Annotated in this window: 23 protein-coding genes; 13 read left to right on the top strand and 10 right to left on the bottom strand. The window is 43.6% G+C overall.

The window, feature by feature from the left end:
• Positions 1 to 2 precede the first annotated feature (2 nt).
• The 8 genes from HOP38_RS15105 to HOP38_RS15070 all read left to right on the top strand — a co-directional run bounded on the left by HOP38_RS15105 (position 3) and on the right by HOP38_RS15070 (position 6,613).
• Positions 3 to 641, top strand: coding sequence for a PI-PLC domain-containing protein (locus HOP38_RS15105; protein ID WP_198558400.1), 639 nt, complete (start codon positions 3 to 5; stop codon positions 639 to 641).
• Positions 634 to 1,260 (top strand): HAD family hydrolase, encoded by a 627-nt coding sequence (locus tag HOP38_RS15100; protein WP_242456545.1) that lies wholly within the window; start codon positions 634 to 636, stop codon positions 1,258 to 1,260. The genes HOP38_RS15105 and HOP38_RS15100 overlap by 8 nt, the downstream gene beginning before the upstream one ends.
• Positions 1,261 to 2,358, top strand: coding sequence for a nuclear transport factor 2 family protein (locus HOP38_RS15095; RefSeq protein ID WP_198558399.1), 1,098 nt, complete (start codon positions 1,261 to 1,263; stop codon positions 2,356 to 2,358).
• Positions 2,345 to 2,671 (top strand): cupin domain-containing protein, encoded by a 327-nt coding sequence (locus HOP38_RS15090; protein WP_198558398.1) that lies wholly within the window; start codon positions 2,345 to 2,347, stop codon positions 2,669 to 2,671. Before HOP38_RS15095 ends, HOP38_RS15090 begins: the two co-directional genes overlap by 14 nt.
• A gap of 23 nt (positions 2,672 to 2,694) precedes the next feature.
• A complete protein-coding gene (locus HOP38_RS15085) occupies positions 2,695 to 3,429 on the top strand; it encodes a glycosyltransferase family 2 protein (RefSeq protein WP_242456544.1) in 735 nt (244 codons plus the stop codon).
• Between the two features lie 17 nt (positions 3,430 to 3,446).
• Positions 3,447 to 4,481 (top strand): GDP-mannose 4,6-dehydratase, encoded by a 1,035-nt coding sequence (gmd, locus tag HOP38_RS15080; protein WP_198558396.1) that lies wholly within the window; start codon positions 3,447 to 3,449, stop codon positions 4,479 to 4,481.
• A 70-nt stretch (positions 4,482 to 4,551) separates the two neighbouring features.
• On the top strand, positions 4,552 to 5,436 hold the full coding sequence (locus HOP38_RS15075) for a GDP-mannose 4,6-dehydratase (protein ID WP_198558395.1): 885 nt from the start codon (positions 4,552 to 4,554) through the stop codon (positions 5,434 to 5,436).
• Positions 5,426 to 6,613, top strand: a complete 1,188-nt coding sequence (locus tag HOP38_RS15070; protein WP_198558394.1) for a glycosyltransferase family 4 protein — start codon at positions 5,426 to 5,428, stop codon at positions 6,611 to 6,613. The genes HOP38_RS15075 and HOP38_RS15070 overlap by 11 nt, the downstream gene beginning before the upstream one ends.
• Before the next feature lie 7 nt (positions 6,614 to 6,620).
• Here HOP38_RS15070 and HOP38_RS15065 read toward each other — a convergent pair whose 3' ends face one another.
• On the bottom strand, positions 6,621 to 7,724 hold the full coding sequence (locus HOP38_RS15065) for a glycosyltransferase family 4 protein (RefSeq protein WP_198558393.1): 1,104 nt from the start codon (positions 7,722 to 7,724) through the stop codon (positions 6,621 to 6,623).
• A 7-nt stretch (positions 7,725 to 7,731) separates the two neighbouring features.
• On the bottom strand, positions 7,732 to 9,615 hold the full coding sequence (locus HOP38_RS15060) for a nucleoside-diphosphate sugar epimerase/dehydratase (protein ID WP_198558392.1): 1,884 nt from the start codon (positions 9,613 to 9,615) through the stop codon (positions 7,732 to 7,734).
• A 198-nt stretch (positions 9,616 to 9,813) separates the two neighbouring features.
• Here HOP38_RS15060 and HOP38_RS15055 point away from each other — a divergent pair, with 198 nt between their 5' ends.
• The 3 genes from HOP38_RS15055 (at position 9,814) to HOP38_RS15045 (ending at position 12,664) form a co-directional block, all read left to right on the top strand.
• Positions 9,814 to 10,773 (top strand): NAD-dependent epimerase/dehydratase family protein, encoded by a 960-nt coding sequence (locus HOP38_RS15055; protein WP_198558391.1) that lies wholly within the window; start codon positions 9,814 to 9,816, stop codon positions 10,771 to 10,773.
• Positions 10,770 to 11,330: a sugar transferase gene (locus tag HOP38_RS15050; RefSeq protein WP_198558390.1), complete on the top strand. Its 561-nt coding sequence runs from the start codon at positions 10,770 to 10,772 to the stop codon at positions 11,328 to 11,330. The genes HOP38_RS15055 and HOP38_RS15050 overlap by 4 nt, the downstream gene beginning before the upstream one ends.
• 167 nt (positions 11,331 to 11,497) lie before the next feature.
• Positions 11,498 to 12,664, top strand: a complete 1,167-nt coding sequence (locus HOP38_RS15045) for a nucleotide sugar dehydrogenase (RefSeq protein WP_063603926.1) — start codon at positions 11,498 to 11,500, stop codon at positions 12,662 to 12,664.
• A gap of 154 nt (positions 12,665 to 12,818) precedes the next feature.
• Here the strand turns inward: HOP38_RS15045 and rraA are convergent, their stop codons facing one another.
• The 7 genes from rraA to priA all read right to left on the bottom strand — a co-directional run bounded on the left by rraA (position 12,819) and on the right by priA (position 20,690).
• Complete coding sequence (rraA, locus tag HOP38_RS15040; RefSeq protein WP_198558389.1) at positions 12,819 to 13,328, bottom strand: ribonuclease E activity regulator RraA; 510 nt, start codon at positions 13,326 to 13,328, stop codon at positions 12,819 to 12,821.
• Between the two features lie 79 nt (positions 13,329 to 13,407).
• Entirely contained in the window at positions 13,408 to 14,325 is a 918-nt protein-coding gene (locus HOP38_RS15035) for a 1,4-dihydroxy-2-naphthoate polyprenyltransferase (RefSeq protein WP_198558388.1), read from the bottom strand.
• Between the two features lie 111 nt (positions 14,326 to 14,436).
• Positions 14,437 to 15,771: an HslU--HslV peptidase ATPase subunit gene (gene hslU / locus HOP38_RS15030; protein ID WP_124940370.1), complete on the bottom strand. Its 1,335-nt coding sequence runs from the start codon at positions 15,769 to 15,771 to the stop codon at positions 14,437 to 14,439.
• 46 nt (positions 15,772 to 15,817) lie between these two features.
• The gene (hslV, locus tag HOP38_RS15025) at positions 15,818 to 16,351 is read right to left on the bottom strand and encodes an ATP-dependent protease subunit HslV (protein WP_006071177.1); all 534 of its coding nucleotides are present in this window, start codon (positions 16,349 to 16,351) and stop codon (positions 15,818 to 15,820) included.
• Between the two features lie 227 nt (positions 16,352 to 16,578).
• Positions 16,579 to 17,127: an SPOR domain-containing protein gene (locus HOP38_RS15020; protein ID WP_198558387.1), complete on the bottom strand. Its 549-nt coding sequence runs from the start codon at positions 17,125 to 17,127 to the stop codon at positions 16,579 to 16,581.
• Between the two features lie 82 nt (positions 17,128 to 17,209).
• A complete protein-coding gene (gene cytR / locus HOP38_RS15015; protein ID WP_006071173.1) occupies positions 17,210 to 18,217 on the bottom strand; it encodes a DNA-binding transcriptional regulator CytR in 1,008 nt (335 codons plus the stop codon).
• A 271-nt stretch (positions 18,218 to 18,488) separates the two neighbouring features.
• The gene (gene priA, locus HOP38_RS15010) at positions 18,489 to 20,690 is read right to left on the bottom strand and encodes a primosomal protein N' (RefSeq protein WP_198558455.1); all 2,202 of its coding nucleotides are present in this window, start codon (positions 20,688 to 20,690) and stop codon (positions 18,489 to 18,491) included.
• Positions 20,691 to 20,973: 283 nt separating this feature from the next.
• Between priA and rpmE the strand changes: the two genes are divergently transcribed.
• Both rpmE and HOP38_RS15000 read left to right on the top strand, forming a co-directional pair.
• Entirely contained in the window at positions 20,974 to 21,192 is a 219-nt protein-coding gene (gene rpmE / locus HOP38_RS15005; protein WP_006071169.1) for a 50S ribosomal protein L31, read from the top strand.
• A gap of 286 nt (positions 21,193 to 21,478) precedes the next feature.
• Positions 21,479 to 22,738: a malic enzyme-like NAD(P)-binding protein gene (locus tag HOP38_RS15000; protein ID WP_006071167.1), complete on the top strand. Its 1,260-nt coding sequence runs from the start codon at positions 21,479 to 21,481 to the stop codon at positions 22,736 to 22,738.
• A 66-nt stretch (positions 22,739 to 22,804) separates the two neighbouring features.
• On the opposite strand, the gene metJ is transcribed toward HOP38_RS15000, so the two are convergent.
• The gene (gene metJ / locus HOP38_RS14995) at positions 22,805 to 23,125 is read right to left on the bottom strand and encodes a met regulon transcriptional regulator MetJ (RefSeq protein ID WP_006071165.1); all 321 of its coding nucleotides are present in this window, start codon (positions 23,123 to 23,125) and stop codon (positions 22,805 to 22,807) included.
• Positions 23,126 to 23,347 lie beyond the last annotated feature (222 nt).

The following is a 23,347-nucleotide window of genomic DNA, read 5'->3' as shown; positions in this document are numbered from 1 at the left end:
ATATGGAAATAATCTCCCATCGTGGTTACTGGAAATCACAAGAAGAGAAAAATCAAGCAGTAGCTTTTAAAAGAAGTTTTGAACTAGGGTTTGGCACAGAAACTGATGTAAGAGACTGCAAAGGCGAACTACTTATCTCTCATGATATGCCAAGTGGAAGCGAAGTTAAATTTGAAGATTTTCTATTAATGTACTCTGCTTCAAAGTGTGAACGGACATTAGCGATCAACATTAAGTCTGATGGATTGTCAAAACTATTATTGTCTATTTTAGAAAAGCATAACATCCAAAACTATGTGGTTTTTGATATGTCTATACCTGACACGGTGCTTTATAAGCGTGATAGCTTAAAATATTTAGTTAGATACAGTGAGTATGAATCTGAGAACCTTCTTTGGAATAATGCTAATGGCATTTGGTTTGATAGCTTTAACGACTCTCCGATGGATCTAGATGTTTTGGACTCTTTCGTGAGTAGAGGGTTCAAAGTATATATTGTATCATCGGAGCTTCATAAAATAGAACCGACTGAGCAATGGAAAAAAATAAAGGACTATCTGTTGGCTAATGAACATTGTCAATCGTTAGTATTATGTACGGATTTACCTGAGCAAGCTAGGAGATATTTCGGTGGTGAATAAGATTAAAGCTGTAATATTCGATATGGATGGCGTCCTTATCGATGCAAAAGATTGGCACTATGATGCATTAAATAAGTCTCTCGCTATATTTGGGCTTGAGATTACCCGACATGACCATTTAGTTACTTTTGATGGGCTTTCTACTGGTCAAAAACTAAGAATGCTCTCAAAGACGCATGTATTACCCGAATCTCTGCACTCATTCATTAATGAGATGAAGCAGCAGTATACAATGGATATTACACATCAACTATGTAAGCCTATCTTTCATCATCAGTATGCGCTGTCAAAGCTAAAAGAAAGTGGGTATAAATTGGCTGTCGCTTCAAACTCCATTAGAAATACTGTAAAAGTAATGATGGATAAAGCTGCTCTGGCTGAGTACTTGGACTTTTATCTATCAAATCAAGATGTAGTGAAAGGTAAGCCTGATCCAGAAATATACAATCTAGCAATACGAAAATTAGGTTTGCAGCCTGAGGAGTGCGTCATAGTTGAAGACAATGAAAACGGGCTTAAAGCAGCTCGGGCTTCTGGGGCTCACGTCTTAAAAGTTGATACGGTTAATGACGTCACCTACGACGCAATTACTGAATTTATTAATAAGGTGGAAAATTAAATGATTAATGTTTTGGTTCCCTTAGCTGGAAAAACAACATTCGAAACTAACTCCAATAATTCCTTCCCCAAAATATTGAGTGATATTGGCGGTGAACTCCTTATTGAGCGTGCGGCCAAGCCATTTATTCAGCTAGGCTCTGACAAGAAGATAGTTGTTGCCGTCCCCAAACTAGAAGTGGAAAAGTATAAACTCAACAATGTAATACCTCTACTCTCTGATGATGTTGAGCTTTGTATTATTAATGGTGACACTAAAGGTGCTGCATGTTCTGCCTTGCTAGCGATTGAAAACTTAGACCTTGACGAACCATTAATTATCTCTAGCTTTGAACAGGTTATTGATTTTGATATTCAACCCTTTATAGATGACATTGTTTCAAGTGATATCGATGCGGCTGTGCTTACTTTTGAATCTATTCACCCTAAGTGGTCATATGTAAAAGTAGATTCTGAAGGGTTCGTCACACAGGCTGCTGAAAAAGATCCAATTAGTAAGAATGCTATCGCTGGCGTATATTTTTATAGAACTGCAAGACATTTTTTAGAGTCTGCAAAAAATATGATTCGTAAAGATGTTAAAACGAATGGTTTGTTTTTTATAGCCCCTACTCTAAATGAAATAATTCTTTCTGAGGGTTTGGTTAAGGCATTTCCTATCGACAAATCTAAGTATTTCCATATTAATGATGAGCATGCATTGGTTACTTTTGAAGATAAAGTGGCTGCTGATAATGATAGCGAACAGAGAAAAATCATTGAGCTTACTAAAGAATATGTAACCTCTTTCAATAATCGGGATGGCGATAAATTGAGAGGATTACTCTCTGATAGATTTGCTCTGAATGACCCTAGTGTTAGTATTATTGGTTGTGATGAGGTTATGACCTATATTGAATCAATATTCAATGGCTCAAGTAGATTTAGCTTTAAGGCGAGAAAGATATTTGCTTCAAGCAATAGACAAAGTGTTATCGAGTTCGAATTGACAATTGATGAAACTACCTTCTTGGGAGTGGATATTATTCACTGGAATAATAAGTTAGAAATGCTTACTATGGATGCGTATCTTTATGAGGGGCATAATGGAAAAAAGTAGAATAGAAGACTTCGTTAGAGGGTGGTTTGTTGGTGGGTTTGAACCATCACTATATAAAACGACCGACGTTGAAATCGCAGTTCAAAGATTCAATAAAGGTGATTTAGAAGCCTCCCATTGCCACAAGATCGCTACGGAGATTACTGTTATTATCTCAGGTAAGGCTAAAATGAATGGTTTTATCCTCAACGAAGGTGATATTTTGTCGATTGAGCCTGGGGAGTATACTGACTTTGAAGCGCTGGAAGACACCGTAACAGTTGTAGCTAAACTTCCAGGCGCATTAAATGATAAATATCTAAAGGGTGAATAATTTTGTTAAATATAGTAGTTCCTATGGCTGGAAAAGGTAGTCGCTTTGCTAATGCTGGTTATGAATTACCAAAGCCGTTGATTGATGTAAACGGTAAGCATATGATCGAGGTTGTTATTAACAATCTTAAACCGCAGTGCGACCATCGTTTCATATTTGTTTGCCAGAAAGAGCATATAAAGAAATACGACCTACAAAGTGTTTTTAAACGTGCTTGTGATAACTTTGAAGTAATTGGTATAGATGGTGTGACTGAAGGCGCAGCCATTACCGTTTTGAAAGCAAGACAGTTCATCGATAATTCTGATCCATTAATGATTGCCAACTCGGACCAATGGATTGACTCTGACATCAACCTATATCTAAAGGACATGGATGATCGTGGACTGGACGGTTCAATGTTAACCATGAAAGCGAGTGACCCGAAGTGGTCTTATGCAAAAATTGATAGTTCATCGGGCCTTGTTAATGAAGTGGTTGAAAAGGTAGTTATTTCTGATGAGGCTACAGTTGGAATATATAACTTTGCTAAAGGTGCGGATTTTTGTAACTACGCAGATTACATGATCGAAAAAGACATCCGGAGTAACAACGAGTTCTATGTAGCCCCCGTTTATACTTTTTTGGCTGAAGCAAATGGTATGATAGGAGTCTTCAACATTGGAGAAGAAGCTAATGGTATGTACGGTCTAGGTATTCCTTCAGATCTAGATCTCTTCCTTAGTTTAGAAGTGTCCAAAAAGGCTACAGATTTTTAGTTTAAGAGGTAAATTTAATGAAAACTGCGATAATTACCGGAATTACGGGTCAAGACGCGGCCTATTTAGCAGAGCTCCTTCTTGAAAAGGGCTATAAAGTCTATGGTACCTATCGTCGTACTAGTTCTGTGAATTTTTGGCGCATAGAGGATTTGGGTATTAAAAATCACCCAAACCTTGAGCTAATGGAGTATGACTTGACAGATTTGTCCTCTAGTATCCGTGTACTTCAAGTAACAGGCGCAACAGAGGTTTATAACCTGGCTGCTCAAAGTTTTGTAGGCGTATCGTTTGATCAGCCACTTACAACCGCTGAAATCACGGGCATAGGCCCTGTAAATCTTCTTGAAGCGATTCGTATCATTAATCCTAAGATCCGTTTCTACCAAGCATCGACTTCTGAGATGTTTGGTAAGGTTCAAGAGATTCCTCAACGTGAATCTACGCCATTCTACCCACGTAGCCCATACGGTGTTGCGAAGCTGTATGCTCACTGGATGGTGATCAACTATCGTGAATCGTACGACATCTTCGCTACAAGCGGTATTTTGTTTAACCACGAATCACCATTGCGTGGTCAAGAGTTTGTTACTCGTAAAATTACCGACTCAGTAGCAAAAATCAAACTTGGTAAGCTAGACGTACTTGAGTTGGGTAATATGGATGCTAAGCGCGACTGGGGCTTTGCTAAAGATTACGTAGAAGGCATGTGGCGTATGCTTCAAGCTGACAAACCTGATACATACGTACTTGCAACAAACCGTACAGAAACGGTTCGTGATTTTGTTACTATGGCATTCAAAGCAGCAGGTATCGAGTTAGAGTGGAGTGGTTTGGAAGAAAATGAGACCGCTACTGATAAGGCTACTGGTAAAGTAGTTGTTAAGGTTAATCCCAAATTCTACCGTCCAGCAGAGGTCGATCTGTTGATTGGTAATCCAGAAAAAGCGAAGAGAGAGCTTGGTTGGGAGCCGACTACCACACTTGAAGAACTCTGTGCGATGATGGTTGAAGCTGACCTTCGACGCAACGAGCAAGGGTTCTCGTTCTAATTTTAGTTGTTAGTTTATAAGATTGATGGCAGCAGTTTATCTGTTGCCATTTTTTTTGGGGATGATGGATATGAAGAAAGTTTTGTTGACGGGTGTGGATGGTTTTACGGGCAAGTATGTAGAACAGGAATTAATCTCAAGAGGTTATTCTGTCGTCGGGCTTGTTTATCGAAATGCCAATCAAGACCAAGTGGCTTGTGACCTCACGGATCGTGAGGCGGTGATAGCGTGTTTGGAACAAGTGCAACCCAACTATATAATCCATCTAGCTGCGCTGTCCTTTGTTGGTCACGCTGATCAAAAAGCGTTTTATGATGTTAATGTGTTTGGTGCCCTGAACCTTCTAGAAGCAGCGAAAGAACTTGGGCTTCAATTGGAGAAAGTCGTTTTTGCGAGCAGCGCGAATATCTATGGAAATCCTGAAGATGTAGAGTGTATTTCTGAGGCTGTCTCACCTTCACCTGTCAATCATTATGCCATGAGTAAGTTAGCCATGGAGCATATGGCGAAGCTGTGGTTTAGTGAATATCCAATGATCATCACTCGACCATTCAACTATACGGGCCCTGGTCAAGCAGAACACTTCTTGATCCCTAAAATCGTTTCTCATTTCAAGAGAAATGCTCCTGAAATTGAGTTGGGTAATACTGATGTTTCTCGGGACTTTAGCGATGTTCGTGATATTGCTTTGGCCTACGCAAACCTATTAGAGTCTAATGCTCAGTCTGAGATCGTCAACTTGTGTTCCGGGCAGGTGACTTCATTGCAGGCGATTATCTCCATGATGGAAGAAATCGCTGGCTACAAAATTAAAGTACGAGTCAACCCTGATTTTGTTCGAGCCAACGAAATTAAAGTGCTAGGTGGTGATAATACGAAGTTAATGTCATTAACCGGCAAAGCGCCTTCGATCAAGATCGAGAAGACACTGGCTGATATGTATCATGCAGACTAAAGTTCTTATCAATCTATCTCCGATAAAACGACCACTAACAGGTATTGGTTACTACACACTCAATATCGTTAAGGAGCTTTTGACGAGACCAGTTGAGGTGGTGTCAATTCATGAAGGGCGGTACCTCAACTCAGAACAGACGGCGAAATTTATTCATGACTTCGAGCTAGCAGGTTTAGTTAAAACCAAGAGCGGCAGTGGATTAAAGCGTAAACTAGTGGGTATTGCCCGGGGAATTCCAGGTAGTTATCAGTTGAAAAAACTGTTGCTTACTATCAAGTTGCGGCCAAAATTAAAGATGTTGGCTGAGAGTAACTACGTCTATTTTGAACCCAGCTTTATACCTTTTGAGTATGCCGGAAAAACCGTGACCACAATACACGATTTGTCATTTGTTACTCACCCGGAGTTTCACCCTAGAAGTAGAGTTGAGTACTTACAGAGTAGCTTATCTAGCACTATCGCTAAGTCCGATCATCTCGTCGTTGACTCAGATTTCATTTTAGACGAACTCAATCAACATTACGCTGAGAGCATTGGCAAGACATCTACACTATACCTTGGTGTTGATGAAGGGTTTGGGTCTCAGCACACTGAAGACTCTTCATCGTTGTTAGATAGACTTAATCTTAACAGCAAATCCTATATTCTCAGTGTTTGTACGTTAGAGCCGAGAAAGAATCTGACGAGATTAATTGAAGCCTACAAATCGCTGCCTGCTCTTACTCGAGAACAATCGCCTTTGGTTCTGGTTGGGGATAGCGGTTGGAAAAATGAGGCAATGCTTGATTCGGCAAGAGCACTTGTGGCTTCAGGACAAATCAAGTTTACAGGGTATGTGTCTGACAGAGAGTTAAAGCAATTGTATGCGTCAGCAATGGTTTTCGCTTATCCTTCTCTCTACGAAGGTTTTGGGCTACCTGTTGTCGAAGCTATGGCCTCTGGGGCTCCAGTGCTTACATCCAACTGCGGGGCAACCAAAGAGGTAGCCGGTGATGGCGCATTGTTGGTAGAGCCTACATCCATAGAGGCAATCAGTTCCGGACTTCTTAAGTTAATAGAAAATCCGTTGCTACGAGAACAGCTTGTTGACAAGGGCAATATTAGAGTCGCTCAATTTACTTGGACAAACACAGTTGATGATTTACTCCAGACGATTGAACGACTTGATAAATAGCTTAAGGTTATTTAGTGAACAATTGCTTGTATAATTCTATATAGCTGTCTGCATAACGTTCATTTGTAAACTCGGTTTCATATCTTTGTCTTGCATTTATACCGTAACTAACAGTTTTATCTTGAGCGTTATCTAGGCTGTTCATAGCTTCTGCCAGTGCTTGACTATCAGCTGGAGGAACGGTAATTCCAGTTTCTCCGTTGATATTTACATACGAAGAGCCAGTGTTGATATCGGCACTAATGATTGGTTTGCCAAACATTTGCGCTTCGACTAGCGATATTCCGAAAGCTTCGGAGCGCAAATGAGAAGGGAAAATGAACGCTTTAGACAAGGTGTGAAGTGCGACTTTGTCTTCTTCGGAAATAAACCCCACCATCTTTACGTTTGTCAGCTTATTAGCGGTGATGTAACTCTCTAAACGCTTTCTTTCTGGACCATCGCCTGCAATAACAACTGATAGGCCATTCTTCTTCGCGGCTTCCAGTAAGTATTGAAGACCTTTATAGTATCGAAGCACGCCGACAAACAAGAAGAATCCTTGCCCCACGTCAGCTTCCCACGCTGCCAGTTTATCCTTATCAACTTTCGGATAGGTACTTTCATCAATGGCGAGAGGGATCACATCCACTCTGTCGCTATGCTTGATTAGGTTCTTGCTTGTACTGGCATATTGAGGGGAGCTGGCGACTATTCGGTCGACCCGAGATAAAAAGAATTGCTCTAGTGGTTGGTAAATTCTCTTAAGCACTTTTTGCTTCACGATATCGGACTGATAGCTAACTAAAGATGGTCTTTTGTATGCAAATAGACTGAGAAGATCACCCGTAGGCCAAGGGTACTGGTAGTGGATGATATCGTGTGAGCGGCTCAACTCGCGAAAGCGTTTGATTAGCTTAAATGAGAACCCATTAGAAGACAGCTCCCAATCTTTTTTTACGACGATAATTCTGGAGCCTTCAAAGTCATATTCTTTATTTTCTGCACCTAATGTGAGAATTGTATTGTTAATACCCTGCTCACTACTTCCTTTGCAAATATAACGGATGGCCTGTTCTAGGCCTCCTTTGGTTTCAGGGTAGCAGGTGCGGTAAACATGTAGTACTTTCATTTGGTTCTCAATTAGCGGGTTCTTTGTTTGGGGTAAATCCAGTCGGCGCATCTAAGAGGATGTGTATGATACATTCTTCATCAAAATTATGACAGCAAGTATCAAGCTCTGATAAGAGCGGTTCCATATGAGGCCAGATAAGCATCTCTTCCTTGGCCGTCATGATTTTTTTGTGGCCACTACCTTCTACATTGTTACCAATTAACAGTTCTTCATAGAGCTTTTCTCCAGGACGTAAACCAGTAAATTTAATAGTGATGTCGCCTTCCTGACCGCATTCATCAATGTGCTCTCTCATGCCCATCAAGTGTATCATCCGCTTAGCGAGATCCAGAATTTTAACAGGTTCTCCCATGTCTAAGACAAATACTTGCCCATTGTGACCCATAGCGCCAGCTTGAATTACTAATTGTGCTGCTTCTGGAATCAACATAAAGTAACGAATAATGTCTGGGTGAGTCACTGTAACAGGTCCACCTTTGCGAATTTGTTGTTTGAACAATGGAACAACAGATCCGGATGAGCCTAGTACATTGCCAAAGCGCACCATAGTGAAGGTGGTATCATGCTGTTTGTCAGCGAGTGCTTGTAGGACCAACTCAGCCATACGCTTTGTTGCTCCCATGACGTTTGTTGGTCTAACCGCTTTATCAGTAGAGATCAGGGTAAAATTTCGCACATTGCAGTTAATCGCTGCTTGAGCGCAATATAAGGTACCAAATACGTTGTTACGCACCCCCTCAACAATATTGCTCTCGACAAGTGGTACATGTTTATAGGCAGCTGCGTGAAAAACGGTATTTACCTTGTTAGCTAACATGGTTTTTTCTAAACGATTCTGGCGTTGAACTGACCCTAATACTGAAATAATAGCTACATCGAGGTTTAAACGTTCTTTGATATTATTTAGTTCTTGATCAATCTTATACAAGTTGTATTCGTTAAGCTCAAATATAACTAATGAACGAGGTTTCAGGCGAAGAATTTGGCGGCAAAGCTCCGAGCCAATTGAGCCTCCAGCGCCTGTTACCATGACATTGGCCCCCTCAATGTTCTTTGCCATAAGTGTCATGTCAGGCTCAACAGCTTCACGACCAAGCAGGTCCGCGATATCCAAATCCTTGACCTCTGTCGAGTCTGCTTTCCCCATCGCTATATCTTCAACCGATGGAACGGATAATATCTCTACCGGCCAGTGCGATACCTTTTCGAGTAATCTTAAGCGCTCACCTGTTCCTATGTTATTAACAGCTAATAGTACTTTTACTGGACTATATAGCCCTTTTAAATCATCAAAGTCAGAGCTGTGGTAAACACGCACGCCGTAAAATATCTGCCCAACTTTTTCTGGGTCATCATCAAGAAGAGCTACTGGGTGAAATTCAGTACCCTGGATTAGTGCACTCGCAAGATCTCGGCCTGCAGATCCTGCGCCGTAGATGAAGACGTTGGGCTTTTTCCGTTTGTAGACTTGATAGTACACAGAACGAATGAGTACCCGTGGTCCGCCAAGAGTCAAAATAGCTAAGCCCGCATAGATAAAAGGAACACTTCTTGGAATAAAGGTGTGAAAAAAGAAACCAGAGAGAGCGAGAGTCATTGCTGAGAGAAAAACAGCAAAGAAAATGGTACTTAGAGCCGGTAACATCATATAGCGTAATACCGCACGGTACATGCCTAAGTTTATAAAGCAGACGATGGTAACAACGATAGTACTTACAAGGCTCAGAACTTCGGGAACATGTAACTCAAAAATATACACGTTGAGGCGTAATGCGATCGCCAAATACAAAGATAGTGCAATGGCAATAATATCGTATGTTATTGTTATTGTTCGCTTTAATTTTCTGTCCGCAGAGAGAAGAAAATCGAAAGGCGTGTGAAATAGCATGATAAACCTAGCTGTTGACGAATTTTTTATGATGTTTTCCTATATTCTACCTGCTGTTGGTTAAACTAGCTAGATGATAGCGGCTAGGGCGCTAGATAGAAGTACGAAGTGGTTCACAAAGGCAGTTAAGTTCACGAGAATGAGGACTTAGCTAAGCAATTTTGTGATTTTGAGGCATAATACACAGCAAAGTAGACAATGAGCGTAATTAGTGTGAATAACATCGCGGTTACTGGAGCTTCTGGCTTTCTGGGTAAAGCTCTGGTGAGGACGTTAAAGCAATCTCCTAAGTATACTCCAGTTCCAATGACACGAAAGGGTTGTGCTAACGATACAATCGAAATTGATCTATCAACCTCGTTTGAAGTAGCGAAAGCTTTACGTGAACAACAAGTAGAAGTGCTTGTTCATTGCGCTGCTCGAGCACATATTCTGAATGATACGGTTCAGAGTCCGATAAACGAATATAGGGAAGTGAACACACATGCGACAATTAGACTGGCTCAACAAGCCGCAGCCGCAGGTGTAAAGCGATTCATATTCATCAGCACTGCTAAAGTGAATGGCGAACGCAGTGAGCTAGGACACCCGATGACGGAGTGTGTTGTCAAGTCTCCTATTGACCCATACGCGATTAGTAAGTATGAAGCAGAGGTTGCGCTAGCAGGACTTGCGGAAGATACCGGTATGGAAATTGTTATCATACGTCCACCTTTGGTCTATGGATCCGGAGTCAAAGCGAACTTTGCTGCTTTAATGAAATTGAGTCAAACTGCTCTACCTTTGCCATTCGGAGCCATCGATAATCAGCGGAGCCTTATCTCCCTTGAAAATTTGATTGATATTATTTGTTGTTGTCTTGAGCACCCTTCAGCAGCCAATCAGACATTTTTGGTCTCGGATGATGATGATGTCTCTACCACTGAGCTGATAAAAGAGTTAGCGAATGCCTATGAAAATCGTATCAAGCTGCTCCCTATTCCCACCTCTATTCTAGGTGGTTTGCTTAAAGTACTAGGGAAGAAGAATATTGCTGAACGAATGTTTGGTAACCTTCAGTTTGACATCAGCCATGCAAAGCAGACTTTGAACTGGACCCCTCCATATTCTTTTAAGCAAGGTATATTAAAATTAGTAAAGGATAGCGAAGCGCAATGAACACCCCTTTAACACGACTTTTAGATTTTGTATTTGCAATAACAGGGCTATGTCTCTTATGGCCAGTGATGCTTGTTGTCTATCTTGTTGGCCGAATGGATAGTGATTCTCCGATATTCAGCCAGACGCGAGTTGGTAAAGAAGGAAAAGCTTTTACCTTGTACAAATTCCGAACGATGGTGGTATCAACACAATCGGTAGCGACGCATATGGTAGATGCTCAATCGGTCACTAAGTTGGGGTCTGTTCTTCGAAAAACTAAGCTTGATGAGTTGCCTCAACTGGTTAATGTGCTTAGAGGTGAAATGAGTTTTGTAGGCCCTAGGCCTTGTTTGTTTAATCAAGAAGAACTCATTGAAGAGAGACGCGAGTTAGGTGTGGATAAAGTACTGCCAGGCATTACTGGGTTGGCTCAGGTAAATGGCATCGATATGTCTGAGCCGAAAAAGTTAGCGCAAGTAGATGCGAGAATGATAAGCAACCACTCACTATCTCAGTACTTTAGGCTAATTATCGCGACAGCCATTGGGAAGGGTGCTGGAGATCGTATACGTTAGCCAAGCGCGCCTAAATAACAGGTGAGACAAAGTGTTACTTGATTGCTTAGCGCTCGCTGTCAATAATACAAGGCTAGAGAAACTGGTGATTTGACTAAGTGTGTACACATAAATTATGACGCCTTAGATAACCAGCTAAAATGATAATCAATTTGTAAGATGAAACTATGAAAATAGCGGTTGCAGGAACAGGCTATGTCGGCCTATCAAATGCGATGTTGCTAGCTCAGAATCATGAGGTAGTAGCGGTTGATATTAACGCAGAAAAAGTGGACATGCTGTGCAATGGGCAATCGCCGATTGTTGATAGTGAAATTGAAGCGTTTTTGAAGCGTGATGACTTAAACTTTACGGCTACTCTGGACAAAGAGTTAGCGTATTCTGGTGCGGACTATGTGATTGTTTCTACTCCGACAGATTATGACCCACAAACCAACTACTTTAATACCAGTTCTGTTGAAGCGGTGATTAAAGATGTGATGGCGATTAACCCTGATGCTGTCATTGTTATCAAGTCCACCGTACCTGTTGGTTACAGTGCGCGTGTTCGTGAAGAGCTGGGTACTGAGAACGTGTTCTTCTCTCCAGAGTTTTTACGTGAAGGTAGCGCCCTTTATGACAACCTGAATCCGTCTCGCATTATTATCGGTGAGCGCAGTGAACGGGCAAAAGTGTTCGCTGATCTATTGGTGGAAGGGGCTCAAAAAGAGAATATTGATGTGCTATTCACTGATTCAACTGAAGCTGAAGCGGTGAAACTGTTCTCAAACACCTACCTTGCAATGCGCGTTGCATACTTCAATGAGTTAGATTCTTATGCTGAAGCGCTTGGATTGGATACTCGCCAAATCATCGAAGGAGTTGCGCTGGATCCACGTATAGGTGGCCACTACTGCAACCCATCTTTTGGCTATGGTGGTTACTGTTTACCAAAAGATACTAAGCAGCTGCTTGCTAATTACCAAGAAGTGCCAAATAACATCATTGGTGCAATCGTTGATGCTAACCGTACTCGTAAAGACTTTATTGCGGAATCTATCTTGAAGCGTGAGCCTAAGGTTGTTGGCGTGTATCGTCTTATCATGAAGTCAGGTTCAGATAATTTTCGAGCGTCAAGTATTCAGGGCATTATGAAGCGTCTGAAGGCGAAAGGTATTGAAGTCATTGTTTATGAGCCAGTGCTGAAAGAAGAGCACTTCTTCCACTCTCGCGTGATTCAAGATGTCGATGCGTTTAAGCAAGAAGCCGATTTGATTATCTCGAATCGTATGTTGCCTGAGTTAGCTGACGTTGCCGACAAAGTGTATACGCGCGACTTATTTGGTAATGACTAACTGTTACTGATTTGAATAAAAAACGAGAACCTAGAGTTCTCGTTTTTTTATGTCTGTTATTTACCACTGTTGGGCGTAAAGAAACCCTGCCGTCATCCCTGCGCAGGCAGGGGCCTTGCCTCAGCGAGCACAATTCTGATAAGTACTATGACAGTTATTCAACCGCCTCTTCATCCTCAAAATTCACATCAAGCGGCTCTTGAGAAAGAATCACCCCAGTGTTATCGGCATACACATAATCTTCCGGTAAGAAGGTCACACCGCCAAAGTTAACTGGCACATCTACTTCACCAACATTGGATTGAGCTGCACCCACAGGAATAGAAGCAAGGGCTTGGATACCAAGGTTCATGTCTTCCAGTTCATCAACTTCGCGCACGCAGCCGTAAACGATGATGCCTTCCCATTCGTTATCTTCTGCCAGTTGAGCGATCTCTGCATCGATAAGAGCTTTACGCAGTGAACCACCACCATCGATAAGTAGAATTCGACCTACACCATCTTGCTCTAAAATTTCGCGGATAACGCCGTTGTCTTCAAAACATTTTACCGAAGTGATTTGACCTGCAAATGAGGCTCGGCCACCAAAGTTACTAAACATTGGCTCAACAACGTCTACCTGGTCTAGGTAGATATCACATAGGGCTGAAGTACTGTATTCCATGGCGACTCTTCTTTGCAGTTTACAAAAGGTATAAATCGAGTATATCGGGTGAATAGGTCAATGCAATGACAAGGCTCAATTAAGTCATCAGAGTTTGAGCTATAACCACTCCTGAAAACAGGATATTAGTGACTAATGAACACTTCACCACGATCGGCATCATAGGGGCAATTTGCGCAGGCTGTGTTGCGTGCCAAACCGCTCTACCGTGTTTGATGACAACAATAAGACTGATGACAAAAGGCAGGCTGATCCACAAAGGTGATTGTTGTAGAACGAGATAAGCCGCAAAGGCGATGACTGCGCATAATAACAGTGTGAAGTGGTAAACCTTAGCGTTGTGCTCACCCAGTCTCACCGCAACAGTACGCTTACCGCAGGCGCTATCATTTTCGATGTCACGCATGTTGTTGACGTTAAGTACGGCAACCGCGAGTAATCCACAGCCGACAGCTGGTAAGAAGAGTAGAGAGTCGATATGGCCAGTGTGTAAAAAGTAGGTACCTGAGACACCAAGCAGGCCAAAGAAGATAAATACTGAAATGTCGCCTAGTCCTACGTAGCCGTAGGGCTTATTACCGACGGTATAGGCAATGGCAGCGATGATGGCTAATACGCCGAGTCCGATAAACGCTAAAATGTTTTGCATTGAATCCAGCGCATGAAAGACTAAACCTAGTCCTGCAATCACAGTCAAAATGATATTCAGCACGATGGCTTTCTTCATCTCTTGCTGTGACACTTCGCCTGATTGTATTGCACGCATTGGACCTAAACGGTTGTCGTTGTCGGTGCCTTTGACGGCATCGCCATAATCATTGGCTAGGTTAGAGAGAATCTGCAGCAGGGTCGCGGTAAGCAGAGCAAGTAAAGCGACACTCCAAGACATGTTGCCAGTAGAGAAAGCGAGTGCACTGCCTGTGATAATGGAGACTAAAGCGAGTGGTAGTGTTTTAGGTCTGGCTGCATCGAGCCAAATACGAACAGATTGATTCATAGCCAAGCATTCTAATTTCAGTTCGTTTTAGTATACGGGAAATGTAGCACAAAAAAAGGTGTCACCGCCTTTTTGGAGATGACACCTCATCAAACTTAAGATTGCTTAAATCTACAGAATAAAGCGACTTAAATCTTCGTCTTCTACAAACTCACCTAGTTTTGATTTCACGTAGCCTGAATCAATGGTGAGCTTTGAACCTGGTTTATCTGTAGCATCAAATGAAATCTCATCCATCAAACGCTCCATTACAGTATGTAGACGACGAGCACCGATATTTTCGGTAGTTTCGTTGACTGTCCATGCTGCATCGGCGATTTGTTGAATGCCGTCTTCAGTGAACTCGACATCAACTTCTTCAGTCTTCATTAGAGCAATGTATTGTTCGGTTAGTGATGCTTTTGGCTCGGTTAGGATTCGTTTGAAGTCATCGCTGCTCAGTGCTTCAAGCTCTACGCGAATTGGCAGACGACCTTGCAGCTCAGGGATCAAGTCCGATGGCTTCGCCACTTGGAATGCACCAGATGTGATAAACAGGATATGATCAGTTTTAACCATGCCATGTTTAGTTGATACTGTGCTGCCTTCGATCAGAGGCAGTAGATCACGCTGTACGCCTTCACGAGACACATCAGGGCCTGAGGCTTCGCCACGCTTACAGATTTTGTCGATCTCATCGATAAACACGATACCGTTGTTCTCAACGTTATAGATCGCTTGCTCTTTAAGCTCTTCTTGGTTTACCAGTTTAGCGGCTTCTTCTTCAGTGAGTGCTTTGAAGGCATCTTTAATTTTCAGCTTGCGCTTTTTCTTAGTATCGCCACCTAGGTTTTGGAACATGCTTTGCAGCTGGTTGGTCATTTCTTCCATACCAGGAGGTGCCATGATTTCAACGCCCATTTGTGGAGCTGCTGTTTCGATGTCGATCTCTTTATCGTCTAGCTTACCTTCGCGCAGTTTCTTGCGGAAAATCTGACGAGTGTTAGAAGAGCTCTCATCTTGCTGTTCGTTTTGGCCCCAAGCGTCACGAGCTGGTGGAAGTAGGGCATCAAGAATGCGCTCTTCGGCTTGCTCTTCAGCGCGGAAGGTGACTTTTTCCATCGCTTGTTGATGTGTCATCTTAATCGCGACGTCAGTAAGGTCACGAATAATGGTTTCAACTTCTTTGCCCACATAGCCCACTTCGGTGAACTTAGTTGCTTCTACTTTGATGAACGGTGCGTTAGCAAGCTTAGCTAGACGGCGAGCGATTTCGGTTTTACCGACGCCCGTTGGACCGATCATTAGAATGTTTTTCGGTGATACTTCCGCACGCAAGCTCTCTTCAAGCTGCATACGACGCCAGCGGTTACGTAGTGCAATCGCCACTGAACGTTTTGCTTTATCTTGACCGATAATATGGCGGTTTAGTTCGTGAACAATCTCGCGTGGAGTCATCTCAGACATAATTAATTCCTTACAAAAATTCAGACACTATTTTGTTTTTTGGACGTTATTTCGCGTCGCTTTCTAGTTCTTCAACAGTGTGATAATGGTTGGTGAAGACACAGATATCGCCAGCGATTTTCAGGGATTTCTCTGCGATTTCACGTGCATCTAAATCGGTATTTTCAAGTAATGCTGTTGCTGCTGCTTGAGCAAAGTTGCCGCCTGAGCCAATAGCGATAAGGTCGTTTTCTGGCTGAACAACATCGCCGTTACCAGTGATGATCAGTGATGCAGTTTCATCAGCCACGGCCAATAACGCCTCCAGCTTACGCAGCGCACGATCACTACGCCAATCTTTCGCCAGCTCAACTGCGGCCTTAGTTAGGTGGCCTTGGTGCATTTGCAGCTTGCTTTCAAAGCGCTCAAAAAGAGTAAACGCGTCAGCCGTACCGCCAGCGAAGCCTGCCAATACTTGGTTATTATAAAGTCTACGAACCTTGCGAGCGTTCCCTTTCATTACAGTGTTGCCTAGGGATACTTGTCCATCACCAGCGATCACGACTTTGTTATTTCGGCGTACAGATACAATAGTAGTCACGACGTTTGCCTCATATTGGTTTCAATTCGGTTATGAAAGGGATATGTGGACGAGGAAAAGGGATTTCAAGGGGAAGTGGGGTTATCCTGAGGGAGAATTGTTTTTATAGGTTTTGTTATTCCGATGGTTGTTCACCTGTGCATACAGGAATCTTCTAGAGGCTTGTTGCGTTGCGGAAATAGCCCCCTGCTTTTACAGGGGGCAGGAAATTCGCGTTTAGGAGTAAGCTACTGCGAATCCTTCCAAATCGCACACGGCTCTATTTTGGCGCGTTGCAGTTTGTGTTTATCTCGCTCAGCGTCACGTTTGAGTGGGTAAGGGCCTAGAACCACTCGGAACCAACTGCTGCCTTCTTTCTTGCGAATAGTACTTGAGAGCCCTTGGAAGGCAATATCAAGCTTACGTGCTTCGGCTTGAGCCATGGTTTTATAGGCGCCACACTGCATGATGTACGGAATCTTCGAAACCACTTGCTCTTTGGCTTTTACTTCAACTTCGCGTTGCGGCAGGGTATCGACATAGTCCCACTTCTCTTCTGGCGGAGGTGGAATTGGCTTAGCCGGTTTAGGCTTTGGCTTGGTGACTGGCTTTGTCGCTGATGGTGTTGGTTTTGGTGGCTCTGGGTCATTACTTAATGTGTAAAGACCATAGCCAAAAACGCCCGCGAGCACGATCGCCAATAGCCCACTGCGCCATGGTTTTTTGCCGGAAGGTTTCTTTTTTGCTGGTCGGCGACTGGTGCCTTTGCCACGCCTTACATAGTCTCGGTTTGCCACGAAGATAGGTTCTAAATTGAATTAAATAACTGACCTCATGGTAAATACCACAAGGTCAAGTTGCAAGTCAGTATCGTGCTAACTATAGGATTCTTGGAGGAGCAGCACTGTCGCGGATCACAAGTTCAGTATCAAGTAACCTCGATCCCGCTCGAACATCGGCGCCTTTCAGTACTTCTAACATCATGTACATGGCTTGGCGGCCAATCTCATAACGAGGTTGTGAGACTGTGGTAAGCGGAGGATCGCAATACTGAGCGAACTGAATGTCATCGAAACCAACTACGGAAAGATCTTGAGGAACTCGCAGTCCCAGTTTCTTCGCTTCTTGCATCGCGCCAATGGCCATGATGTCGTTATGACAGAAAATAGCTGTTGGAGGCTCCGGCAGGGCAAGTAGGCTGCGAATCAAACGTGCACCCGCTTCAAAGGTAAAGTCACCTTTCACCGTGTACGCAGGGTTCATTTGCAGTCCGGCTCTTCGCAACGCTTGCTGGTAACCTTGCTGTCTAAAGCGGCATAAAAATGCGGTGTCAGGTCCTGAAATCTGTGCGATACGCTTATGTCCCAATTGCGACAAATAGTTTACTGCTTCAAAGGCTGAGGTCAGGTTGTCGATATGAACGGTAGGGAGCTCAAGTTCAGGGGCAAACTCACAGGCCATAACGATGGGAGGTAAGTTTTTCTGTTCTGGCTTACTGATATCAAAAGGCAAGTCGGTGCCGAGTAAAAGCATGCCATCCGCTTGCTTAGTGAAGACCAAGTTCACAAACGAGGTTTCACGCTTTTTCGATTGTCCGCTATCTCCTAGTAGAACCAAATACCCATGTTCCATTGCCGCATCTTCGATACCACGAATGATTTCCGAAAAGTACGGGTCACAGATGTCTGGCACTATGGTAACGATCGTCTTGGATTCATTCCTACGTAAGTTACGCGCCAGAGAATTAGGAGAATAGCCAGCTTCGAGAACGGCATCTTCGACTCGCTTTCGAGTAGATGATGAGACCTTCTCGGGATTCATCAATGCTCTTGATACCGTAGCCGTTGAGACGCCTGCAAGCTGGGCAACATCCTTCATTGTCGCCATAAACGTGAGTCCTCTTATTTTCAGTGTGACTAATTAGACTGCGACTTATTATGTTTTATTATGCAATCTAACGGGTTATAACTTGGTTAAATGTTTCATTTATCTAATAAATAGCGCGAATGAAACGTTTGCTTTAATGATGAACTATTAATAAATATTATTCATTTATCTACGGAAAGTTACGGGCTGATTAACATATTTTGCATTGCAATTGTGAAGCTTATCACAACTAGAGCTAGTTATAGTTTTGAAATTAATCAATTCTTACCGTTTAACTGAGATCTTGTGGCTCGATATCCATCGACCAGCGAACTTTCTTTGCGAGTGGCAGTTGCGCGATGACGGGTTTAGCGCTGGTGACGATTTTCTGCATCAATGGACGCGTAGGCACCTGAAGCATCAATTGCCATCTCGCTTTCCCTGCTCGCTTAGCAATAGGTGCTGGTGTAGGACCTAACACCAGCGACTGATGATCAAATAATGGATGCGCTTCGAGTGAATGTCTCACTTGACGCAAAAACGCTTCAACGTCATTGCTGTTGTTGGCTTCGGCACGAATCAAAGTGAGAAAGCTAAACGGTGGTAGCATGGCCAATTTGCGCTCTTCAATCACGGTTTCTGCAAAATGACGATAGTCTTTATGCAGCAATGATTGCAGTAGAGGATGGTCGGGATGGTGCGTTTGCAGTAGCACTTCACCGGGTTTACTTGCTCGGCCCGCGCGGCCAGCCACTTGGATGAAGAGCTGTGCCAGTCTTTCTGACGCTCTGAAATCGCTGCTGTATAGCGAGCCGTCGACATCTAATAATGCCACCAAGGTCACGTTCGGGAAGTGGTGACCTTTGGCGAGCATTTGCGTACCAATCAGTATTTGGTATTCATTCTTTTTAATCGCCTCAAGCGCACTCTCAAGGCTGCCTTTACGACGAGTGCTGTCTCTATCAATTCGAATGGTATTAAAATCAGGGAACAGACTTTCAAGCTGTGCTGCAAGCTGCTCGGTACCCACACCAACTGTAACAAGCTGATTGGAGCCACAGCTTTCACACTGGTGGATAGTGGGTCGCTGTGAGCCACAGTGGTGGCAGCGAATCTCATTACTGGATTGATGGTAGGTGTAGTAGGCGTCGCAGCGACGGCACTCAGCGGTCCATCCGCATTCATGACACATCAACGCTGGGCTGAAACCTCGACGGTTAAGAAACAGCATTACCTGATTACCCAACTCTAAGTGGCGACGTATCTCAGCAATAAGGGGAGCGGACAAGTCTGCTTCTAAGTATTGCCCTTTGACATCAATAACCTTGTTGGTCGTTGGCACTGCAAGACCTGCGCGTTGGCTCAATATCAAATGATGGTACTTACCACTCAGCGCGTTTTGTAGAGTTTCTATCGATGGTGTTGCAGAACCAAGTACAATTGGAATCTGTTCTTTATTGGCACGCATGACGGCGACGTCACGAGCGTGGTAACGCAGGCTATCTTGCTGCTTATATGATGTGTCGTGTTCTTCATCGACAATAATAATGCCGAGATCAGCAAATGGTGTGAGTAACGCCGAGCGTGTGCCAATAACAATACCCGCGACTTTATCACGAGCACTCAACCATGCATTCAACCGTTCGGTATCGTTAAGCCCTGAGTGAATTACTTCAATAGGCACGTTGAAACGCTTTTTAAAGCGGTTAATGGTTTGTGGTGTTAAACCAATCTCTGGCACTAAGACAAGCGCTTGCTGGCCGCGCTCAAGTACTGGGGCGATCATTTGCAGATAAACTTCGGTTTTCCCCGAACCTGTCACCCCTTCTAGCAGGTAGCAGCCGAATTCGGTTTGGCTATTTACTGACGCGATCGCTACAGCTTGTTCAGCATTCAGCCTCAGCTCTGTCGGTGGGTTGGTCATCGTTTCTGGCCAACGTGGAGTAGGGGCTTGCTTCTCATGCGATTCAATCCAGCCTTTCTCAGTCAGTGTTTTTAAGACACTAGAGCTGACTTCATTATCAATGAACGCCTGATGAGCACAAGGGCCAGACTCCAGCATATGCATGACTTTTGCTTGTTGCACAGCTCGTCCAAACCCAGCCATGAGCTGATTCTTGCCTGCTTCTGTAATACGCCACTCAACGGTAGCAGCAAACTCTGCAGGCTTTCCTTTGCGCAATGACGAGGGTAGAGCGTTGTTTAACGTGTCGCCCAATGGGTGTTGATAGTATTGGCTACACCAAGAGATTAGCTCGAACAGTGGCTTTGGCCAGACTGGGCTGGTATCAAGTGCCGCTTTGATGGGCTTGAGCTGATCAATAGGGAAGTCTGATTGGTGGCTGAATTGAGTGACAATACCAACTAAGGTCTGGCGTCCAAAAGGCACAGATACTCGGCCGCCCACCACAGGGAAAAGGTGCGTTGGGACTAGATAATCGAACTGTTTATCCAGTGGCACTGGCAGTGCAACACGAGCTACGTTTGGGCGCATAGTGGAATCGGTATTGTTCAAAGAGAGCGCCATTCTACCTAGCTATGTCCGTTAGGAGAAACCGTTAATTGAATAAACTGAGTCAATCCACCTAAAGGTGGCGAAAAAAGTGGCAATTTTAGTTGATCCTAAAGGCACTATTCATTACTATACTGCGCCTTGATGGTATGGCTTGTTCTACATTTATTGCAGTAACAGCGATATCATAAGTCTTTTATTAAACTACGTGTGGTGTCCGGCTTAGAATCGGATGGCGACACGGCCTAAACTTTGAGGTTTCCCCATGAAAGCTGGTATCCACCCAGAATACAAAGCAGTAACAGCAACTTGCTCTTGCGGCAACACATTCGAATTCAACTCTACTCTAGGTAAAGATTCTATCCACCTAGACGTATGTGACAAGTGCCACCCATTCTACACTGGTAAGCAACGTATCGTTGATACAGGCGGCCGTGTTGATCGCTTCAACAAGCGTTTCGGTGCTCTATCTAGCAAGAAGTAATCTTACTTTTGCAGATTCTAGAAAAGGACGCTTCGGCGTCCTTTTTGTTTTGAGGCAAAAATAAAACAATTCTGTATACAATCCATTCAAAATTCTAACTATCTAGCGTAGTATTAATAAATCAGAGTGACGAACCGCTGTCACACAGACCATGCGTCAGTATCCCCATTCGTGTTGTCCACTCTGTTGAGTCTGTAACCCTTTAGAAGCAAAGCTAATAATTACAAAGCGGTTTATACTCACACATTCAGTCTTTAATACTCGTAGAATAAGCAGGATTGCCACCATGTCCGATGACCAACAAATCGACGAATTTCGCCAACAAGCGCTTGATTATCATGCCAACCCCGTCCCTGGAAAAATTGAAATTGCTCTGACTAAGTCTGCTGACTCAGCAGCTGACCTCGCCCTTGCATACAGCCCTGGTGTGGCTGAGCCAGTGCGTGAAATCGCACAAAACTCTGAAAATGTTTATAAGTACACAGCCAAAGGCAACATGGTTGCGGTCATCTCTAACGGTACTGCGATTTTGGGGCTAGGTAACTTAGGCCCACTGGCGTCGAAACCTGTTATGGAAGGTAAAGCGCTACTGTTCAAGCGTTTTGCTGGTCTAGACTCTATTGATATCGAAGTGAAACATCGCACGATTGATGAGTTTGTTGATACGGTAGCTAACATCTCTGATACCTTCGGTGGTATCAACCTAGAAGATATTAAAGCCCCAGACTGTTTTGAGATTGAACGTCGTCTGATTGAACGCTGTGATGTGCCAGTGTTTCACGATGACCAGCACGGCACTGCGATTGTAACGGCAGCAGGTATGCTAAACGCGATTGAACTTCAAGGTAAAGATTTGAAAGAAGCGCGCATTGTATGTCTTGGTGCTGGTGCAGCAGCTATCGCGTGTATGGAGCTATTGATTAAATGTGGCGCGATGCGTGAGAAGATCTACATGCTTGACCGTAAAGGTGTGATTCATACTCGCCGTGACGATTTGAACGAGTATAAAGAGCTATTTGCTAACAACACCGACATGCGTACCTTAGAAGACGTCATTGAAGGTGCAGATTTGTTCCTAGGTGTATCGGGCCCTGATTTACTTGAACCAGAAGCTTTGAAACTGATGGCGGATAAGCCAATCGTGTTTGCCTGCTCAAACCCAGATCCAGAAATCAAACCTGAGCTTGCTCATGACGTACGTGATGACCTGATTATGGGCACAGGGCGCTCTGACTACCCTAACCAAGTAAACAATGTCCTGTGCTTCCCATTTATCTTCCGCGGTGCGCTTGATGTACGTGCAAGTGAAATTAATGACGAAATGAAGCTAGCTGCGGTTGAGGCGATTCGTGAGCTTGCCAAAGAAGAAGTACCACAAGAGGTGCTAAAAGCGGCTGGTGTAGAGTCACTTACTTTTGGCAAGGAGTACATCATTCCAAAACCAATGGATCCACGTTTGCTGCCACGTGTAGCCAAGGCGGTTGCTCAAGCTGCAGTCGATTCCGGTGTTGCGCGAATTGAGATGCCAGAAAATTATATGGCTTAATTTCTCATACTCGAGCAAACAAAAAAGACGGCATAAATGCCGTCTTTTTTCATTCTACGTCAGAATTTACTCTTCATCGAACGCTTCAAACTCAATTCCCATTGCTGTCATCAGCTCTTTAGCTTCTGTTGGGATGTCGTCTGGACGGTCTTTTCTCAAGTCTTCGTCGGTTGGAAGCGGTTGACCAGTGTAGGCGTGTAGGAAGGCTTCGCACAATAGTTCACTATTGGTTGCGTGGCGTAAGTTATTGATTTGGCGACGAGTACGTTCATCAGTCAATACCTTTAGCACCTTCAACGGAATAGACACCGTGATCTTTTTTACTTGTTCGCTTTTTTTTCCGTGCTCCGCGTATGGGCTAATGTATTCGCCGTTCCAATCTGCCATTGCACACCTTCGCTCTGTTAATCATAAGTAGTAGTAATAAGAATGCTGCAATTTTAGCGGGATTTACTGCCATAAGCAAAGACATATAGACGTCTAGAAGTGTTGACGTCTCACAAAATGGAAAGTAAAGTGGACATTCATTTTAACGCAATGTTAATTTTTTAATGTTTGCCACTTTTGTTGGTTCCATATTCACTGACAAAAGTAGACACTGAATAACAG

This window comes from Vibrio mediterranei (assembly GCF_013364395.1).
Lineage (GTDB): Bacteria > Pseudomonadota > Gammaproteobacteria > Enterobacterales > Vibrionaceae > Vibrio > Vibrio mediterranei.
The sequence above is the reverse complement of the archived record's forward strand: the minus strand, read 5'-3'. Positions and strand labels throughout refer to the sequence as shown.

Bases quoted from the DNA above. Each gene is read 5' to 3' on its own strand.
- HOP38_RS15105 (WP_198558400.1), top strand. From the start codon at position 3: ATGGAAATAATCTCCCATCGTGGTTACTGGAAATCACAAGAAGAGAAA.
- HOP38_RS15095 (WP_198558399.1), top strand. From the start codon at position 1,261: ATGATTAATGTTTTGGTTCCCTTAGCTGGAAAAACAACATTCGAAACT.
- HOP38_RS15090 (WP_198558398.1), top strand. From the start codon at position 2,345: ATGGAAAAAAGTAGAATAGAAGACTTCGTTAGAGGGTGGTTTGTTGGT.
- HOP38_RS15085 (WP_242456544.1), top strand. From the start codon at position 2,695: ATGGCTGGAAAAGGTAGTCGCTTTGCTAATGCTGGTTATGAATTACCA.
- gmd (WP_198558396.1), top strand. From the start codon at position 3,447: ATGAAAACTGCGATAATTACCGGAATTACGGGTCAAGACGCGGCCTAT.
- HOP38_RS15075 (WP_198558395.1), top strand. From the start codon at position 4,552: ATGAAGAAAGTTTTGTTGACGGGTGTGGATGGTTTTACGGGCAAGTAT.
- HOP38_RS15070 (WP_198558394.1), top strand. From the start codon at position 5,426: ATGCAGACTAAAGTTCTTATCAATCTATCTCCGATAAAACGACCACTA.
- HOP38_RS15065 (WP_198558393.1), bottom strand. From the start codon at position 7,724: ATGAAAGTACTACATGTTTACCGCACCTGCTACCCTGAAACCAAAGGA.
- HOP38_RS15060 (WP_198558392.1), bottom strand. From the start codon at position 9,615: ATGCTATTTCACACGCCTTTCGATTTTCTTCTCTCTGCGGACAGAAAA.
- HOP38_RS15055 (WP_198558391.1), top strand. From the start codon at position 9,814: ATGAGCGTAATTAGTGTGAATAACATCGCGGTTACTGGAGCTTCTGGC.
- HOP38_RS15050 (WP_198558390.1), top strand. From the start codon at position 10,770: ATGAACACCCCTTTAACACGACTTTTAGATTTTGTATTTGCAATAACA.
- HOP38_RS15045 (WP_063603926.1), top strand. From the start codon at position 11,498: ATGAAAATAGCGGTTGCAGGAACAGGCTATGTCGGCCTATCAAATGCG.
- rraA (WP_198558389.1), bottom strand. From the start codon at position 13,328: ATGGAATACAGTACTTCAGCCCTATGTGATATCTACCTAGACCAGGTA.
- HOP38_RS15035 (WP_198558388.1), bottom strand. From the start codon at position 14,325: ATGAATCAATCTGTTCGTATTTGGCTCGATGCAGCCAGACCTAAAACA.
- hslU (WP_124940370.1), bottom strand. From the start codon at position 15,771: ATGTCTGAGATGACTCCACGCGAGATTGTTCACGAACTAAACCGCCAT.
- cytR (WP_006071173.1), bottom strand. From the start codon at position 18,217: ATGGCGACAATGAAGGATGTTGCCCAGCTTGCAGGCGTCTCAACGGCT.
- priA (WP_198558455.1), bottom strand. From the start codon at position 20,690: ATGCGCCCAAACGTAGCTCGTGTTGCACTGCCAGTGCCACTGGATAAA.
- rpmE (WP_006071169.1), top strand. From the start codon at position 20,974: ATGAAAGCTGGTATCCACCCAGAATACAAAGCAGTAACAGCAACTTGC.
- HOP38_RS15000 (WP_006071167.1), top strand. From the start codon at position 21,479: ATGTCCGATGACCAACAAATCGACGAATTTCGCCAACAAGCGCTTGAT.
- metJ (WP_006071165.1), bottom strand. From the start codon at position 23,125: ATGGCAGATTGGAACGGCGAATACATTAGCCCATACGCGGAGCACGGA.